Raw genomic sequence first — 14,919 nt, 5'->3', positions numbered from 1 at the left:
AAAGCGCAGCAACCAGACGCATGCATCGACCACCGATCCCGATGCTCGGCTGTACCGCAAGAGCGATGCCGCGCCGGCCGTGCTGGGCTATCTGGCCCACGGCCTGATGGAGAATCGCAACGGTCTGATCGTGGACGTGGAAACCACGCCCGCCACCGGCACCGCCGAGCGCGAAGCGGCCTTGACGATGCTATTGCGCAGCAGGCGCAAGGCGGGCGCCACCATCGGCGCCGACAAGGGCTACGACACGCGCGACTTCGTTGCCCGCACACGCGCCGCCGGCGTGACGCCGCACGTTGCGCAGAACACCCGCAATCGCCGCAGCGCCGTCGATGCACGCACCACCCGCCATGCCGGTTATGCGGTGAGCATGCGCAAGCGCAAGCAGATCGAAGAAGCCTTCGGCTGGATCAAGACCGTAGGCGGCATGCGCAAGACACGCTTCACGGGCCAGGCGCGCGTGGCTGCGCAGTCATTGTTGACCTTCGCCGCCTACAACCTCGTGCGCATGAGCAAGCTGCTCGGCTGGTGCCGGGCGGCACCGGCGTAGGATAGTCACGCCCGCAGCGAGCGAAATCGCTGCGCAAACCCCGGAAACGGGCCGATTCAACGCTTCACAACGAGCAACAAGCTCCAGATCGGAGTGCAGGCACGTGCAGGCCATGCTTTTGCACACGTCACCGGGCTCGTTTTGGCGGGTTTTTCAGCACCCTGCTAGGCTCTACGGAAACGCCGCGCCGGACGTCAGCTTGCGCGACTGGCACGGATCAGCGCTGCAATTTCGGACGGCCCGTGGCATCGGCACGAAACCCGATTGTGCCCCGATGCGCGCGAGCCAGGCGCGCAATGCGGGGTACGCGACCAGTTCGATGCCGCCGCCCTCGGCGCAATGCGTGTCGGCGTACAACACGATCTCGGCAATGCCATAACCGGAAGGTGAGTAGCCGTACACCGCGATCATTTGGCGTCCCTTGTTCGTCGCGCCAGCCAGTCTTCGCGCGACTGGCCCCAGAGATCGATGCGCACGTCCTCGTGCGGTGGTGGCAGTCGCCCCGGCCCGCGATTGACCGAGCCCAGTCGCCGCGCGAGCGCCTGTGAGGCCCGGTTGTCGGGATTGATCGAGTGGATCACTTCCTCCCAACCCAGGTGATCGAAGACCCAGTCGATCGTCGCCACCGCCGCCTCGAAGGCAAAGCCCTTGCCCCAGGCATCGCGATGGAAGGCCCAGCCGACTTCGGTGCCGGGCCAGCCTTCGGGTTGCCACGGACCGCACTGCCCGAGCCACAATCCGCTGGCCTTGTCGATCACCGAGAACATCGCGTAACCCTGCACCATCCATGCGCCCGGCATCTGCAGGAACTTGCGCCAGGCCGGCGCGCGCAGCAGTTCGCCGCCGATGAAGCGCACCGCCTCGGCATCGGCATGCAACTGCGCGTAGCGCTCGAAATCCTCGCTGCACGGCAAACGCAGCAACAGGCGCGGGGTTTCGATCCGCGGCAGCAGGGTTTGCAAACGCTGGCGAAAATCCGGACTGTCAGTGGGCATCGCGCGGCTCCCGATGGGCAAGTTCGAGTGTAGCCAGCCGCGAAGGTTTTCGGCACGTGCCTTGATCTGGGGCAGATTGCGCCGCGTGGACAGCTGCTAACTTGCCCCGGCTTCTCGGAGGAGCAAGCGTGAATGCGTGACTGGGGCTTGCGCTGTTGCATGCTGTTGCTGGGCTGCTGGTCACTGGCAGCCTTGGCCGAACCAGCGCTGCTCCTGGTCAATGATCTGACGCAAGCGCCCGACTTGAGCAGCGCCGCTCCCGCGCTGGCCACCGGTCCCGGCCGTGAAACCGTCAAGGCCTGGACCCGCGCACCGCACGATCACCTGCAATGGGTCGAGTTGCGCTTGGCGCAGGATTGGCATCGCGCCAGTCCACCCTTGCTCGCCGTCGGCGGCGCGCTGGCCGCCCGCGTGGTTGTGCATGCGCCGCCAGACTATCGGGCCATCCTCAAGACCCGCTACGAAAACGATCTTGATCCGGGCTTCTCGCGCCGCGCAACGATCTACCGCTTGCCCAGCGAGCTGCGCAGCGATCAGCCGATCTATCTTGCGATCGGGCAGCCCGGACAGGTTGCCAAGGTCTGGGCCAGCATCGATGACATCGACAGTTACCGCGCAACTGACCTTGGCTTCGTGCGCGCGAACACCTTCTTCATTTCGGTGCAGTTCTCGATGCTGCTGGTGATCCTGTGCTTCTGGTTGATCCTGCGCGATCGCGTATTCCTGCACTTCATCGCCTACGACCTCTTCGTGGTGTTGTATGCGATGACCGACTCGGGCGAGTTCTACTCCCTGCCGGGCGCTGGATGGTTCGGCCAGTTCGGCTTTCACCTGCCACAAAGCGTGAGCGCGCTGGGCGCCGCCTTCTCGATCTGGTTCATCATCGAATTCGCCGAGCTGCGCAGCAATGCACCGCGCATGGCACGCTGGCTTGGATTCATGCGCTGGCCCTTCTTTGCCCTCGCCCTCGCCACCTGGATGAGCTTCCTCAGGCCGGCGCTATGGCACTCCCACGTCCTCAACCATCTCGTGGTGGTGGCGACCGGACTCGCGCTGGCTTCGACGTGGGTTGCATGGCGACGCGGCAATCGGCAAGCGGGCTTCTTCCTGCTCGCGTGGGTGCCCTTGCTGAGCCTCTTGATGCTGCGCGTGGTGCAACTGATCGCCGCGCTGCCGCAACCGGCATGGCTTGAATATGGGTTCCCGGCGAGCATGGCCTATGCCGCGATCGTCATCGCCGTCGGCCTTGCCGATCGCACCCTGCAGGCGCGCATCGAACGCGACCGCGCCGCGCACATGGCTCAGACCGACCCGCTGTCGGGCATTCTCAACCGCCGCGCGATCACGCAGCGGCTCGAAGAGGCCTGGGATGACGCAAGCGTGAAGGCGCTGTCCGTGCTGTTCCTCGATCTGGACCACTTCAAACGCATCAACGACAACTTCGGCCATGGTGCAGGCGATGCCTGCATCGTCGCGGTCGCCGATGCGATCCGCGCCGAAATCGGCGCCGATGACAGCCTCGGCCGCTACGGCGGCGAAGAATTCGTGATCGTGCTGCGCGATCAGGACGCAGCGGCCACCGCACGGGTGGCCGAGCGCATCGTCGAGCGCGTCGCCAGTCTCGCCGTCCACGTCGGCAAGCGCGCGATCACCTTCACCGTGAGCATCGGCCACGCGCTGCGCGATGCCAGCGTCGGCAGCGCCCGGGAACTGGTCGAAAACGCCGATCGGGCCCAGTATCAGGCCAAGCGCAACGGGCGCAATCGCGCCGTGGCTTTCCGCACGCTGCAGGCGCGACAGATCGAGTCCGAGCACGTCAACGAATGAAGGCCGGACCGCGCGTGCACGCTCTGCATTGCGCGCGCTTCACGCCGCCCGTGGCGTCCGGCATTGCGCCAGTTCGCGGAGCCTAGCAGATCAGGGAATGCGCTCCAGCCGGAACATCGTGAATGGTTTTTCGCAGGGCTGCATTGTTCTCATGGATGGTTCGCGTCCTTGATCACCGGCCGGGTGATGAGATCAAAGTCAGTTTGGGGGTTTGTTTGAGCATCAGGCCATCCAATCATCAAGTTTCAAGCCGGGCACGCGCTTGAAGTGGCGGGTGTTGTGAGTGACCAGTGGCAAGCCCAACGCCAAGGCATGGGCGGCGATCTGGGCATCCATCGCGCCGATGACTTTGCCGGCTTGTTGCAGCTGGGCCGCAATCTGGCCGTAGCAGTCGGCGGCTTCCACACTCCATGGCAGGGCGGGCAGCTCTTGCAGCAGCAAATCGACGCTGCGACGGCGTTTGTCGTTTGCTGCCAGCAGCGCCAGCCCGAACCGCACTTCCGCGCGGGTGATGACGGAAATGGCGGCTTCCTGACGTTGCAACGCTTGCAAAATACGCTTTTGCAACGCAGGCGAGCTGTTGCGGACGAAGTAGCCCAGGATATTGGTATCCAGCAGAAACTTGATCACGCCCGCCCCTTGGGCTTGGCGCTGCGCTTGGCTGGGGGGCTCTTCGCCGTGATCAATGCCGGCAGCGCAAACGGATCGATGGGTGGCGCGTTGCGACGCTGGGATTCGGACAGAAAATCGTCGGGTAACGGATCTTCGGCAATGGCGGCCATCAATGCCGCCAGTCGCTGCTGGCGCAGCAAACCTGTGTCCTTGGGCCGCAGGGTGAGTTCACCCGTCACCTCGTTGCGGGAGATCCACATTTCCTCCACGTCTACCCGGTACGCCTTGGGCAGGCGGATGGCCTGGCTGTGGCCGGTGATGAACACCTTGGCGGTTGCGGTCATGGCTGGCCTCCTCATGTATCTACGAAACAGTATCTATTTTATGACCGGCCAGGTGACCAAGTCAAAATCATCGCCGTCCCTGATGGTCGCTTGGGTGCCGACCAGTTTTCCGCCACGCCCTGTAAACAGATTGCCGGCGTTCTTGCGGCCAAACCGGGCGGCAATCGCGCTGTTCACGTTTGCTGCCTACAACCTCGTGCGCATGGGCAGCCTGCTCGGCTGGCGCCGGCGCAGGATAGCCACGCCCGCGGCGAGCGAAATCGCCGCTGCAACCCCGGAAACGGATCGATTGACCACAACGAAACGCGCGAGAAGCGCGAGATGCTCCGAAACGGAGCGAGGCAAACGACAATTCTGGCCGCGCGAGTGGCTCAGGATGCACCGGTTTTCGGTTCTTTCAGCATCCTGCCAGCCGGAACCCTGGCCGACGCCAATCAGCGTGTGCTACTGCGCGATGCTCACGCCGCTGCGCGGCACATACTCGCACGTGGCGAGCGCGCGCTTGATCTGCGGGTAGTCGCTGGTTTCGCAGCGCCACTGGATACCCATCGTGTCGACACGCGACAGGTCGGGAATCAGTCGCACGAGGCCACCGTCGACACCGGAGTTGGCATCGAAGATCAGGTGGATGCTGCCGTCGGCTGCAAGCGTCGCTGATTTCAGCGTCTGGCCGCGGTACTGCTCGGGTGACGACAGGCCCGCATCGGCAGGCTTCTCCGGCATCTTGCCCATCGACACGTAGTACTCGGCGATCGCCGTGCGCATTGCAGCGATTGCAGTGAAATCGCTGCGCATCAGAAGGCTAGCCGCATCATTTTCTGCCGCGAGCGATTTGCCGGCCTGGTCCAGTGCCTCGTGCGTGAGCTTGCTCTGCTGCATGGACTCGGTGATGTCCTTGCGCAGCGCAGTCACCTCGCCCGCCAGTTGTGCCTGTTGGCGTTGGCTCAGCAGCAATTGCCAACTGATCACGCCCAACAGGGCGAGCAGCATCACCACGATCAGCGGAACCAGAACCTTGCGCATCACCGACTCCCTGGTCTCGAACGGACTGCACTTGCTTCACGCACCCGTGCCGCGATGGCGTGCATCAGAATGCGTTGATCCCGGTGATCTCACGGCCGACCACGAGCTGATGCACCGTCTCGGTACCTTCGTAGGTGATGACCGATTCCAGGTTCAAGGCATGGCGGATCGGACTGTGTTCGGTGGTGATGCCGGCACCGCCGAGGATGTCGCGGCACTCGCGCGCGATGTCGATGGCCATGCGCACGTTGTTCCACTTGGCCAAGGACACCTGCGTGGGCTGCATCGTGCCGGCGTCCTTGAGGCGGCCGAGCTGGAGCGAGAGCAACTGCGCCAGCGTGATCCGCCGCGCCATGTCGGCGAGCTTGAGCTGCACCGCCTGGGTCGCCGCGATCGGACGGTTGAACAAGATGCGATTCTTCGCGTACTCGGTGGTTTCGGTGAAGCAGGCGATCGCCGCGCCGATCGGGCCCCAGGTGATGCCGTAGCGCGCCTGCGTGAGGCAACCGAGCGGACCCTTGAGACCCTTCACATTGGGCAGGCGATTGGCTTCGGGCACGCGCACGTTGTCGAAGAACAAGGCGCTGGTGACCGACGCGCGCAGGCTCATCTTCTTGTGCACTTCCTGCGCCGTGAAACCGGGCATGCCCTTTTCGACGAGGAAGCCCTGGATGCCGTCCTCGGTCTGCGCCCAGACGATCGCGAGATGGGCGAGATTGCCGTTGGTGATCCACATCTTGGCGCCATTGAGGATCCAGTCGGCGCCATCCTTCTTCGCATTCGTCTTCATGTTGGCCGGATCCGAGCCACCATGCGGCTCGGTCAGGCCGAAGCAACCGATCACCTTGCCCTGCGCCATCTGCGGCAGCCAGCGCTGGCGCTGTTCCTCGCTGCCGTAGGCGTAGATCGGATACATGCACAGCGAAGACTGCACCGAGGCAAAGCTGCGCAGGCCCGAATCTCCACGCTCGAGCTCCTGGCAGACCAGGCCGTAGCTCACGCCATTCATGCCGGCGCAGCCGTACTCGACCGGCAGCGAGGAACCGAGCAGGCCCAGATCGGCCATTTCCGGGATCAATTCGGTGGGGAAACGTCCCTGGTCGAAGCAGTCACCGATGATCGGCAGCACGCGCTCGTCGGTGAAGCGGGCGACGGCATCCTGCACCATGCGCTCTTCATCGCTGAGCAGGGAGCGGATATCGTAGAGATCGGTCGGGTTGAGCGGCGTGGCGGGCATGGACAGGGCAATCCGGTGAAGGTCAAAGCCGGGCATTGTAGCGGTCTGGCGTGCGCCCAGCCATGCCGCCCGTGACCTATGCTTGCGTCCTTGCCAGCGGCCAGCAGCGATGCGCGTTCCCGTCCTCACCTACCACTCCAACAACATCAGCGGCAACGACTACGCCAGCAACGACCACGTCGCGCTCGCCGCCGATCTGGGCACGATCTCGCGGCTGGGCCTGCGCATCGTGCCGCTGCACCAGGTCGTTGCCGCCTTGCTCGGCGAAGCCGAACCGGCGACGGTCGAGCGTGCGGTGGCGCTGAGCTTCGATGATGGCTCGTGGTTCGACTGGCACGATCTCGACCACCCGATCTGCGGTCCGCAGCGCGGCTTTGCCGGCATCCTGCGCGAGCATGCCGCACAAGCGGCCACGGCCGTGCATGCGACCAGCTTCGTGATCGTCTCGCCGCTCGCGCGCGACGAACTCGATCGCACCTGCCTGATCGGGCGCAGCTGGTGGGGGGACGACTGGTGGCTGCCGGCACAGCGCGAGGGACTGCTTGCGGTCGAGAACCACAGCTGGGACCACAACCACCACACCCTGACCCGCACCGCGCAGCGCGACGGACGCAAGGGCAGCTTCAGCGCAATCGACAGCCACGAGGACGCCGACGCCCAGATCCGCCAAGCCGCCGACTGGCTCGATGCCAGACTCGCGCCGCATCATGCGAGCCTGTTCGCCTATCCCTACGGACAGGCCAACGACTACCTCGTGCGCGAATATTTCCCTCACCACACGGCACAGCACCGCGTGCGCGCGGCCTTCGGTACCGAGCCGGCACCGGTCGAAAGCATCTCGCCGCGCTGGAATCTGCCGCGTTACGTCTGCGGCCAGCACTGGCGTTCCGGCGTGGAGCTTGAGCGCCTGCTCACCCAAGGCGCAGGCCGATGGTGAAGATGGCGCCCTCACGCTACAGTCAATTCAACGCCGAGCAAGCCGAATCATGGAACACGACGCCCTGCACACCCTTCCGGAATCACTGCGGCCGTTCTTCACCATCACCGAAATCGATGATGCGCAGTTCATCGCCGGCGATCTGTTCCGCCGCAAGTTCGCAGCGCCACCGCCGCCGTTCGGTCGTCACCTCGTCGCGCTCTACGGCGAGCCGGGCCAGGGCTTTCGTCTGGCCGGCTACTCGCACATGCGGCCGTTCGGCGACGTGTACCTTTCGGGTGGTTCGTGCAGCAATGGCGAAACGATCCGCGCGATGGATCCGGCGCACCGAGCCGCGATCGAAGCGGCCGGCGGTGTCTGGTTTCTCGTGCTCAAGTACGCCTTCGCGCGCTATGCCGACTGCTGCGATGCGTTCTTCGGCCATTGCGGCGATCGGCGCGCGCGCGAGGTCGCGTTGGCCGCGGGCTTCATCGATGCCGGCCACGAGCACCTGATCGTGAACTGGCACAAACCGCTGCACGAGAACATTCGCCGCGCCCTGGTCGCCAAGGTGCACGCACTCGGCCCGTTCTGAGCCAACCCGGATCGCGCGATCAGCCAGGCCGGCGCGGCACGTGCCCGGTGGCGACATGCTGGCGCGCGGATTCGACATTGACCGCCGAGTCATCGAAGAAGATGTCGGCGCCGAAGGCCTCGAGGAACGGGCCTTTGGGACGCCCGCCAAGAAACAGCGCCTCGTCGATGCGCACACCCCACTCGCGCAGGGTGAGGATCACGCGCTTGTGCGCGGGTGCAGAGCGTGCGGTCACCAGCGCCGTGCGGATCGGCGCATCCTCGCTCGGGAACGCCGCTTGCAGCCGATGCAGGGCATCGAGAAAACCGCGAAACGGCCCGCCCGAGAGCGGCTCGTGGGCGCGCTCGCTTTCGTGCCGATGGAAGGCATCGATGCCGCCCGCCTCGGACACGCGCTCGGACTCGTCGCCGAACAGCACCGCATCGCCATCGAAGGCGATGCGCAATTGCTCGCTGGCCCGTTGTGGCGCCTTCGACGGCAGGATCGTCGCCGCGGCAATGCCCGCACGCAGCGCCTGCGCCACGCTGTCGGGATTGGCCGACAGGAACAGATCGGCACCGAAGGCATGCACGTAGGGCGAGGTCGGCGCGCCGCGCGTGAACACCGCGCGCGCGATGTCGAGCTGGTAGTGCTCGATCGAATTGAAGATGCGCAAGCCGGTATCGGCCGAGTTGCGCGAGAGCAGGATCACTTCCACGCGCGGCGTCGCGCCGCTGCCCGCGTTGAGCGCGAGCAGCTTGCGCACCAGCGGAAAGGCGATGCCCGGTCCGAGCAATTCGTCCTCGCGCTCGATCTGGTAGCTCGCGAAGGCAGCGACCCCCTCGCGCTCGAACAGCTCGTGGCTCTCGCCCAGGTCGAACAATGCGCGCGAGGAAATGGCCACCACCAACGGTCCGCGCTCGCCTTGCTGGGCACTTGTCTCGTTCACCACCACCATACTCCCCGACCCGAACGGGAAAGCCGCTGCGTGCGCGGATCCCGGCCGTCAACAGTATCGCAGGACACGCAGCCTTGCTCGCCGATGAACAGCTCGCATGGTCGCACCGCGATCCCTGCGCATTCACATCGATCCAGCAAATGACTAACCGAAAACGAACGTCGAACCGTCCAGGATGGAATCCCGCGGCGGACGCGCGTGGACCTGCTGTGAAGCACGTCGGGGACGGCGATGCCGTTGCGGCCCAATCCGGCGCCCGGTCACCGGTTCGATTGCGAACCGTGACCGGTGCAACCGGATCGATCGCATCGAACAACGCGGATCGGCTCCGCGCCGCCCGCCGACCCGGGACGGTCGCTCACGCATCACGTGCGCCGCGCCAGACCCGGGCCGGACCCGGCATCCGCTGGCAAGCCGCCGATGGATTGTTCAGCGCGGCCTCAAATGGGGCAAGGCTCGGCACGCAGCGGTTCGAGCGTGCCGACCGAATGACCCTGCTCGGCGAGGTACTCGAGCCAGCGGTTGAGGAACGAGCTCATGCGCAGGCGTCGTTCGAACAAGTCCCGCGCCGGATGCAGCGGCCCGATCGCGCGCACCAGCCGCCGATCGGCGCACAGGTCCAGGACTTCGGCCATGTGCGCATCCAGATAGACGCGCAGCTGCGCCGAGGGCGATGGCTCTCCGGTACTCGCATCGACGAATTCGTAGGTCAAGCGCAGATCGAGGGTGTAGCGCTGGCGCTCGAGTACGTCCAGACGCACGTCCAGGCCATCGTCCAGCCCGGAACGGTAGCTGCCAAGCGCGAGTTCCAGCGGCGCGAACAGCCGTGTCAGACGATGGAAGTTCTCCGCATACAGCCCCATGAGCCAGGCGAAGCGGCTCGGCAGCACGTCGGGGCGATGGGCGAGGACGGAGGACATGGGGCGATCTTAGGGGTGAAACGGCGGTCGCGCACAGACTGTCGCAAAGGCGCCGACGGGGCTAAGATGTTCTCCCCACCGCAGACGTGCGCAAACGCCTATTCGCGCGCCACCTGCAGTGCGTGCGCGAGACGTTCGACCCCGATGATTTCCAGCTCGCCGATGTGCGTCTTCTTCGGCGCATTGGCCTTGGGCACGATCGCGCGGCGAAAGCCGTGCGTGGCCGCTTCCTTGAGTCGTTCCTCGCCGTTGGGCACCGGCCGGATCTCGCCCGACAGCCCGACCTCGCCGAAGGCAACGGTCTTGTCGGGCAAGGGCTTGTCGCGAAAGCTCGACAGCACCGCGAGCAGCACCGGCAAATCCGCTGCCGTCTCCTGCACGCGGATGCCGCCGACCACGTTGACGAACACATCCTGGTCGTAAACCGCGGCGCCGCCATGACGGTGCAGCACCGCGAGCAGCATCGCCAGACGGTTCTGCTCGAGCCCGAGTGCCACGCGGCGCGGATTGCCGAGCGAACTCTGGTCGACCAGCGCCTGCACCTCGACCAGCAGCGGGCGCGTGCCCTCGCGCGTCACCATCACCGCGCTGCCCGCAGTCGGCTGCGCATGCGCGGACAGGAAGATTGCCGAAGGGTTGGGGACTTCGCGCAGGCCCTTGTCGCCCATCGCGAACACGCCCAGCTCGTTGACCGCGCCGAAGCGGTTCTTGAAGGCGCGCAGCACGCGGAAACGCGAACCCGATTCGCCTTCGAAATACAGCACCGCATCGACCATGTGTTCAAGCACGCGCGGCCCGGCGATACCGCCTTCCTTGGTCACATGACCAACCAGGAACACGCTCGTGCCCGATTCCTTGGCAAAGCGCACGAGGCGCGCGGCCGCTTCGCGCACTTGCGAGACCGAACCCGGTGCGGCGGTGAGTTGTTCGGTCCAGATCGTCTGGATCGAATCGACGATCAGCACCTCGGGCCTGGCCTGCGTCGTTTCGGCGAGGATGCGTTCGATCGAGGTTTCCGCGAGCGCTTCGAGTCCTTCGAGCGCAATGCCCAGACGCTGCCCGCGTGAGGCCACCTGCGCAAGCGATTCCTCGCCGGTCACGTAGAGACCCTTGAGGGACGTCGCGCTCGCGCCAAGCATCTGCAGCAGCAAGGTCGACTTGCCGATGCCCGGGTCGCCGCCGATCAACACCACCGAGCCGGCGACGAGACCGCCACCGAGTACGCGATCGAGTTCTCCGATTGCAGTCGATGTGCGCCGCTCGGCATCGCCCGCGACGCTCGCCAGGCGCGTCACGCGCGCGCCTCCGCCGGCGCCTGCATAACCGCTGCGAACCGCACCGACGCCCTTCCCCGCAGGCTGCACGACGATCTCGGCCAGCGTGTTCCACGCCCCGCACTCGACGCACTGTCCCTGCCACTTGGCATGTTCGGCGCCGCACTCGGCGCATACATAGGCGGTCTTGGCCTTGGCCATCGATCTCTCCCTCGAGGTCCCGCATGATGCCGCCCGCGCGTCTCAGGCGCCAAGACTTGCTCCGGCTTGAGTCAGGGCCTTGCACCGACGACACTGGTGGCGCACGCCGTTTCCGCAATCCAAGGTGACGCCCATGTCCGATCCTGCTGTCGAACCCGGCCTCAGCCGCCGCCATCTGCTCGGCCTCGGCCTGAGCGCCGTTGCCTCGACGCTGCTGCCGCGTCACGCTTTCGCCCAGCTCGCACCGACCCATTCAACGAGCACACCCGCGCAGGCGCTGGCCCTGCTCAAGGCCGGCAATGCCCGGTATGCAGCGAACAATCCGCGCCACCGCGATTTCTCCGCCGGCCGCGCCTCGCGCACGCTCGGTCAGGCGCCGCATGCGGCGATCCTCAGCTGCGCCGACTCACGCGTCGCTCCCGAACTGATCTTCGATCAGGCGCCGGGCGACCTGTTCGTGGTGCGCGTGGCCGGAAATTTCGTCACCGATGCGGGGCTGGGCAGTCTCGAATACGGCGCGCAGGTGCTGGGTACGCGCCTGATCCTCGTACTCGGTCACAAGCGTTGCGGCGCGGTCACGGCCACGCTCCAGTCACTGCGTGATGGCAAGCCGCTGCCGGGCCATATCGAATCGCTGGTCGAAGCCATGAAGCCGGGCATCGCGCCCGTGCTCGAACATCCCGGCGCGGACGACAACGATCGCGCGGTCGTCGCCAACGTGCGCCACAACATGGCGCGACTGCAGCAGTCGCAGCCGATCCTCGCGCAGCGAATCAAGGACGGCTCGCTGGCCATTGCCGGCGGCGTTTACGATCTCGCCAGCGGCCGCGTCGAATTTCTCTGAAGGCGACGCGGGACTCACCGCGCGCGCTCAAGCCGGAGCCTGCAGGTCATCCTCGGCGAACATCACGCGCCGCGTGACCCCGCAGGTGAGGTCATAGGCGATCGTGCCCGCATGGGCGGCGACCTCCTCGACCGCGAGGCCCTGTCCCCACAGCACCACCGGATCGCCGATTCGCGCATCCGCGTGGCCGCGCAGATCGAGCGTGATCAGGTCCATCGACACGCGCCCGATCAGCTGCGCGCGCCGGCCGCCGACCAATACTGGCGTGCCCGCACTCGCACTGCGCGGATAACCGTCGCCGTAACCGACCGCGGCCACGCCGATGTCCATGTCCTCGGGCGCTTCCCAGGTCGCCCCGTAACCGATGCGCGCTCCCTTGGAGACGCGGTTGATCGCCACCAGTCGTGTCGCCAGCGTCATCGCCGCCTGCAGCCCGAAGTCGGCGCCGCTGCTGCCCTCGCTCACGCTCATGCCATAGAGCGCGCCGCCCGCGCGGAGCCAGTCGCCATGCGCCGCCGGCCAGCCGAGGATCGCTGCGGAATTGGCCAGCGAGGTGGTCGCGCCCAAACCCGCCACGGCCTGCGTGAAGCATTCGATCTGCCGCAGCGTTTGCGCATCGTCGAACACGTCTGAATTGGCAAAGTGCGTCATCAGCACGATGTCGGGGTCGACACCGGGCATCGCCCGCAAACGCGCATGGACTTCGCGTGCACGCGCGGCCGGAAACCCCAGACGATGCATGCCACTGTCGAGCTTGAGCCACACGCGCAGAGGCCGTGGATCAGTTTCGGCGGCGAGCAGCTCGAGCTGCGCTTCGTGATGGATCACTGCATCCAGCCGCAGGCGCCGCAACTCCGCCAGGTCGCCGAGTTCGTCGGGCCCCGAAAGCACCACGATACGCTGCGCCGCACCGGCAGCGCGCAGGCGCAAGCCATCGGCGATCGATGCCACGCCGAAGGCATCGGCCGTGGCGAGCGCGCGCGCGACGCGCTCGAGGCCGTGCCCGTAGCCGTCGGCCTTGACCACCGCCATCAACCGGCTGGCGGGCGCGCGGCTGCGCAACAGCGCCAGGTTGGCGCGCAGCGCGGTGAGGTGAATGGTGGCGCAAGCCGCCCGCATCAGGGACCCGCGCGCCGCGTGGCGCCGTTCACTCGTAACCCGCGACGTAGCTGTCGCTGGCAAGGTTCTCGAACTTGGTGTACTTGCCGAGGAAGGCGAGCTTGACCACGCCGGTGGGGCCATTGCGCTGCTTGCCGATGATCACCTCGGCCACACCCTTCTCGCCGCTTTCGGCGTTGTAGTACTCGTCGCGGTAGATGAACATGATGACGTCGGCATCCTGCTCGATCGCGCCCGACTCGCGCAGGTCGGCCATCACCGGCCGCTTGTCGGTGCGCTGTTCGAGCGAGCGGTTGAGCTGGGACAGGGCGATCACCGGCACGTTGAGCTCCTTGGCGAGGGCCTTGAGGCTGCGCGAGATTTCCGAAATTTCGGTGGCGCGATTCTCCTTGGTTCCGGGCACCTGCATGAGCTGCAGGTAGTCAATCACGATCAGGCCCAGATCGTGCTCGCGCTTGAGCCGCCGTGCACGCGCACGCAGCTCGCCCGGTGACAGCGCCGGCGTGTCGTCGATGAAGATCTTCGCCTCCGACAGCAAGGTGATCGCACTGGTCACGCGCGGCCATTCCTCTTCGGCCAAGGCGCCGGTCCGCAGGTTCTGCTGGTTGATGCGGCCCAGCGAGGAAATCAGACGGAACGCGAGCTGCGAAGCCGACATTTCCATCGAGAACACCGCCACCGCCTTTCGGGTCTTGAGCGCGGCATACTCGGCCATGTTGACGGCGAGCGCGGTCTTGCCCATCGAGGGTCGCGCGGCAATGATGATGAGATCGGACGGCTGCAGACCCGCGGTCATTTCATCCAGATCGATGAACCCGGTTGGCAGCCCGGTCACCGCGCCGGCGTTCTCGTAGCGTTGATGCAGGATCTGGAAGGCTTCCTTGACCGCCGTGCGCATCGGCACGAAGCCCTTGCGCCCACGTGCGCCCATCTCGGCAATGTGGAACACCTTTTGCTCGGCCACTTCGAGCAGCTCCTGAGTCGAGCGGCCGTCGGGCATGAAGGCATCGCCGGTGATCTGGCTGCCGGCATCGATCAATTGGCGCAGCACCGACTTGTCGCGCACGATGTCGGCATAGGCGGTGATGTTGGCCGCACTGGGCGTGGAGTTGGCCAGTTCGATCACGTAGCTGGCACCGCCAACCATTTCGGCCAGATTGTTGGCCGTGAACCAATCCCCGAGCGTGACCGCATCGCAGGGCATGCTCTTGTTCGACAACTCCTCGATCGCACGATAGATCAGGCGATGATCCTTGCGGTAGAAGTCATCGACGCCAAGGCGATCGGCAACGCGCTCCCAAGCCTCGGGCGCGAGCATCAAGCCGCCGAGCACGGCCTGTTCGGCCTCGATCGAATGCGGCGGCACGCGCAGCGCTTCGACGTTGGTCAGTGGGTTCCTGCGTTCGTTCTGCGCCATGCCTGCACGCCTCGTCTGACTCGCCATCATCGGCATGTCCGTCTCAGCTGTCGAGACAACAACCCTGTGGAAAACCTGTGCGCTTCGCGGCGCGCGCCGGATTTGCGG

17 protein-coding genes are annotated in these 14,919 nt (G+C 65.8%); 5 read left to right on the top strand and 12 right to left on the bottom strand.

Annotated elements, in window-relative coordinates:
• The coding region (locus KF759_RS06820) for a transposase (RefSeq protein WP_291223885.1) at nucleotides 1-550 on the top strand (550 nt) is incomplete at its 5' end.
• A 171-nt stretch (nucleotides 551-721) separates the two neighbouring features.
• On the opposite strand, the gene KF759_RS06815 is transcribed toward KF759_RS06820, so the two are convergent.
• Nucleotides 722-961: a hypothetical protein gene (locus KF759_RS06815; protein ID WP_291223883.1), complete on the bottom strand. Its 240-nt coding sequence runs from the start codon at nucleotides 959-961 to the stop codon at nucleotides 722-724.
• A complete protein-coding gene (locus KF759_RS06810) occupies nucleotides 958-1,545 on the bottom strand; it encodes a GNAT family N-acetyltransferase (protein ID WP_291223881.1) in 588 nt (195 codons plus the stop codon). The genes KF759_RS06815 and KF759_RS06810 overlap by 4 nt, the downstream gene beginning before the upstream one ends.
• Before the next feature lie 132 nt (nucleotides 1,546-1,677).
• Here KF759_RS06810 and KF759_RS06805 point away from each other — a divergent pair, with 132 nt between their 5' ends.
• Nucleotides 1,678-3,372: a diguanylate cyclase gene (locus KF759_RS06805; protein WP_291223879.1), complete on the top strand. Its 1,695-nt coding sequence runs from the start codon at nucleotides 1,678-1,680 to the stop codon at nucleotides 3,370-3,372.
• Nucleotides 3,373-3,594: 222 nt separating this feature from the next.
• On the opposite strand, the gene KF759_RS06800 is transcribed toward KF759_RS06805, so the two are convergent.
• The 5 genes from KF759_RS06800 to KF759_RS06780 form a co-directional block, all read right to left on the bottom strand.
• A complete protein-coding gene (locus tag KF759_RS06800; protein WP_291223877.1) occupies nucleotides 3,595-4,002 on the bottom strand; it encodes a type II toxin-antitoxin system VapC family toxin in 408 nt (135 codons plus the stop codon).
• On the bottom strand, nucleotides 3,999-4,328 hold the full coding sequence (locus tag KF759_RS06795) for a hypothetical protein (protein ID WP_291223875.1): 330 nt from the start codon (nucleotides 4,326-4,328) through the stop codon (nucleotides 3,999-4,001). Before KF759_RS06795 ends, KF759_RS06800 begins: the two co-directional genes overlap by 4 nt.
• Before the next feature lie 33 nt (nucleotides 4,329-4,361).
• A complete protein-coding gene (locus KF759_RS06790; protein ID WP_291223873.1) occupies nucleotides 4,362-4,505 on the bottom strand; it encodes a hypothetical protein in 144 nt (47 codons plus the stop codon).
• A gap of 267 nt (nucleotides 4,506-4,772) precedes the next feature.
• Complete coding sequence (locus tag KF759_RS06785; protein ID WP_291223871.1) at nucleotides 4,773-5,351, bottom strand: pilin; 579 nt, start codon at nucleotides 5,349-5,351, stop codon at nucleotides 4,773-4,775.
• 64 nt (nucleotides 5,352-5,415) lie between these two features.
• The gene (locus KF759_RS06780; RefSeq protein ID WP_291223869.1) at nucleotides 5,416-6,588 is read right to left on the bottom strand and encodes an acyl-CoA dehydrogenase family protein; all 1,173 of its coding nucleotides are present in this window, start codon (nucleotides 6,586-6,588) and stop codon (nucleotides 5,416-5,418) included.
• Between the two features lie 109 nt (nucleotides 6,589-6,697).
• Here KF759_RS06780 and KF759_RS06775 point away from each other — a divergent pair, with 109 nt between their 5' ends.
• Complete coding sequence (locus tag KF759_RS06775) at nucleotides 6,698-7,525, top strand: polysaccharide deacetylase family protein (protein WP_291223866.1); 828 nt, start codon at nucleotides 6,698-6,700, stop codon at nucleotides 7,523-7,525.
• 49 nt (nucleotides 7,526-7,574) lie between these two features.
• Nucleotides 7,575-8,099: a hypothetical protein gene (locus KF759_RS06770; RefSeq protein WP_291223865.1), complete on the top strand. Its 525-nt coding sequence runs from the start codon at nucleotides 7,575-7,577 to the stop codon at nucleotides 8,097-8,099.
• Between the two features lie 19 nt (nucleotides 8,100-8,118).
• Here the strand turns inward: KF759_RS06770 and KF759_RS06765 are convergent, their stop codons facing one another.
• The 3 genes from KF759_RS06765 to radA all read right to left on the bottom strand — a co-directional run bounded on the left by KF759_RS06765 (nucleotide 8,119) and on the right by radA (nucleotide 11,431).
• A complete protein-coding gene (locus KF759_RS06765) occupies nucleotides 8,119-9,027 on the bottom strand; it encodes a 5'-nucleotidase (protein WP_291223863.1) in 909 nt (302 codons plus the stop codon).
• Between the two features lie 449 nt (nucleotides 9,028-9,476).
• Nucleotides 9,477-9,956: a DUF1249 domain-containing protein gene (locus tag KF759_RS06760; protein WP_291223861.1), complete on the bottom strand. Its 480-nt coding sequence runs from the start codon at nucleotides 9,954-9,956 to the stop codon at nucleotides 9,477-9,479.
• A gap of 98 nt (nucleotides 9,957-10,054) precedes the next feature.
• Nucleotides 10,055-11,431: a DNA repair protein RadA gene (gene radA, locus KF759_RS06755; protein WP_291223859.1), complete on the bottom strand. Its 1,377-nt coding sequence runs from the start codon at nucleotides 11,429-11,431 to the stop codon at nucleotides 10,055-10,057.
• Between the two features lie 133 nt (nucleotides 11,432-11,564).
• On the opposite strand from radA, the gene KF759_RS06750 reads away from it, so the two are divergent.
• Nucleotides 11,565-12,275, top strand: coding sequence for a carbonic anhydrase (locus KF759_RS06750; RefSeq protein WP_291223857.1), 711 nt, complete (start codon nucleotides 11,565-11,567; stop codon nucleotides 12,273-12,275).
• Between the two features lie 27 nt (nucleotides 12,276-12,302).
• Here KF759_RS06750 and alr read toward each other — a convergent pair whose 3' ends face one another.
• Both alr and KF759_RS06740 read right to left on the bottom strand, forming a co-directional pair.
• On the bottom strand, nucleotides 12,303-13,394 hold the full coding sequence (gene alr / locus KF759_RS06745; RefSeq protein WP_291223855.1) for an alanine racemase: 1,092 nt from the start codon (nucleotides 13,392-13,394) through the stop codon (nucleotides 12,303-12,305).
• A gap of 28 nt (nucleotides 13,395-13,422) precedes the next feature.
• Nucleotides 13,423-14,811 (bottom strand): replicative DNA helicase, encoded by a 1,389-nt coding sequence (locus KF759_RS06740; protein ID WP_291223853.1) that lies wholly within the window; start codon nucleotides 14,809-14,811, stop codon nucleotides 13,423-13,425.
• Nucleotides 14,812-14,919 lie beyond the last annotated feature (108 nt).

The sequence above is a fragment of the Dokdonella sp. genome (genome assembly GCF_019634815.1).
GTDB lineage: Bacteria > Pseudomonadota > Gammaproteobacteria > Xanthomonadales > Rhodanobacteraceae > Dokdonella_A.
This window is presented reverse-complemented; position numbering and strand designations above follow the sequence as displayed.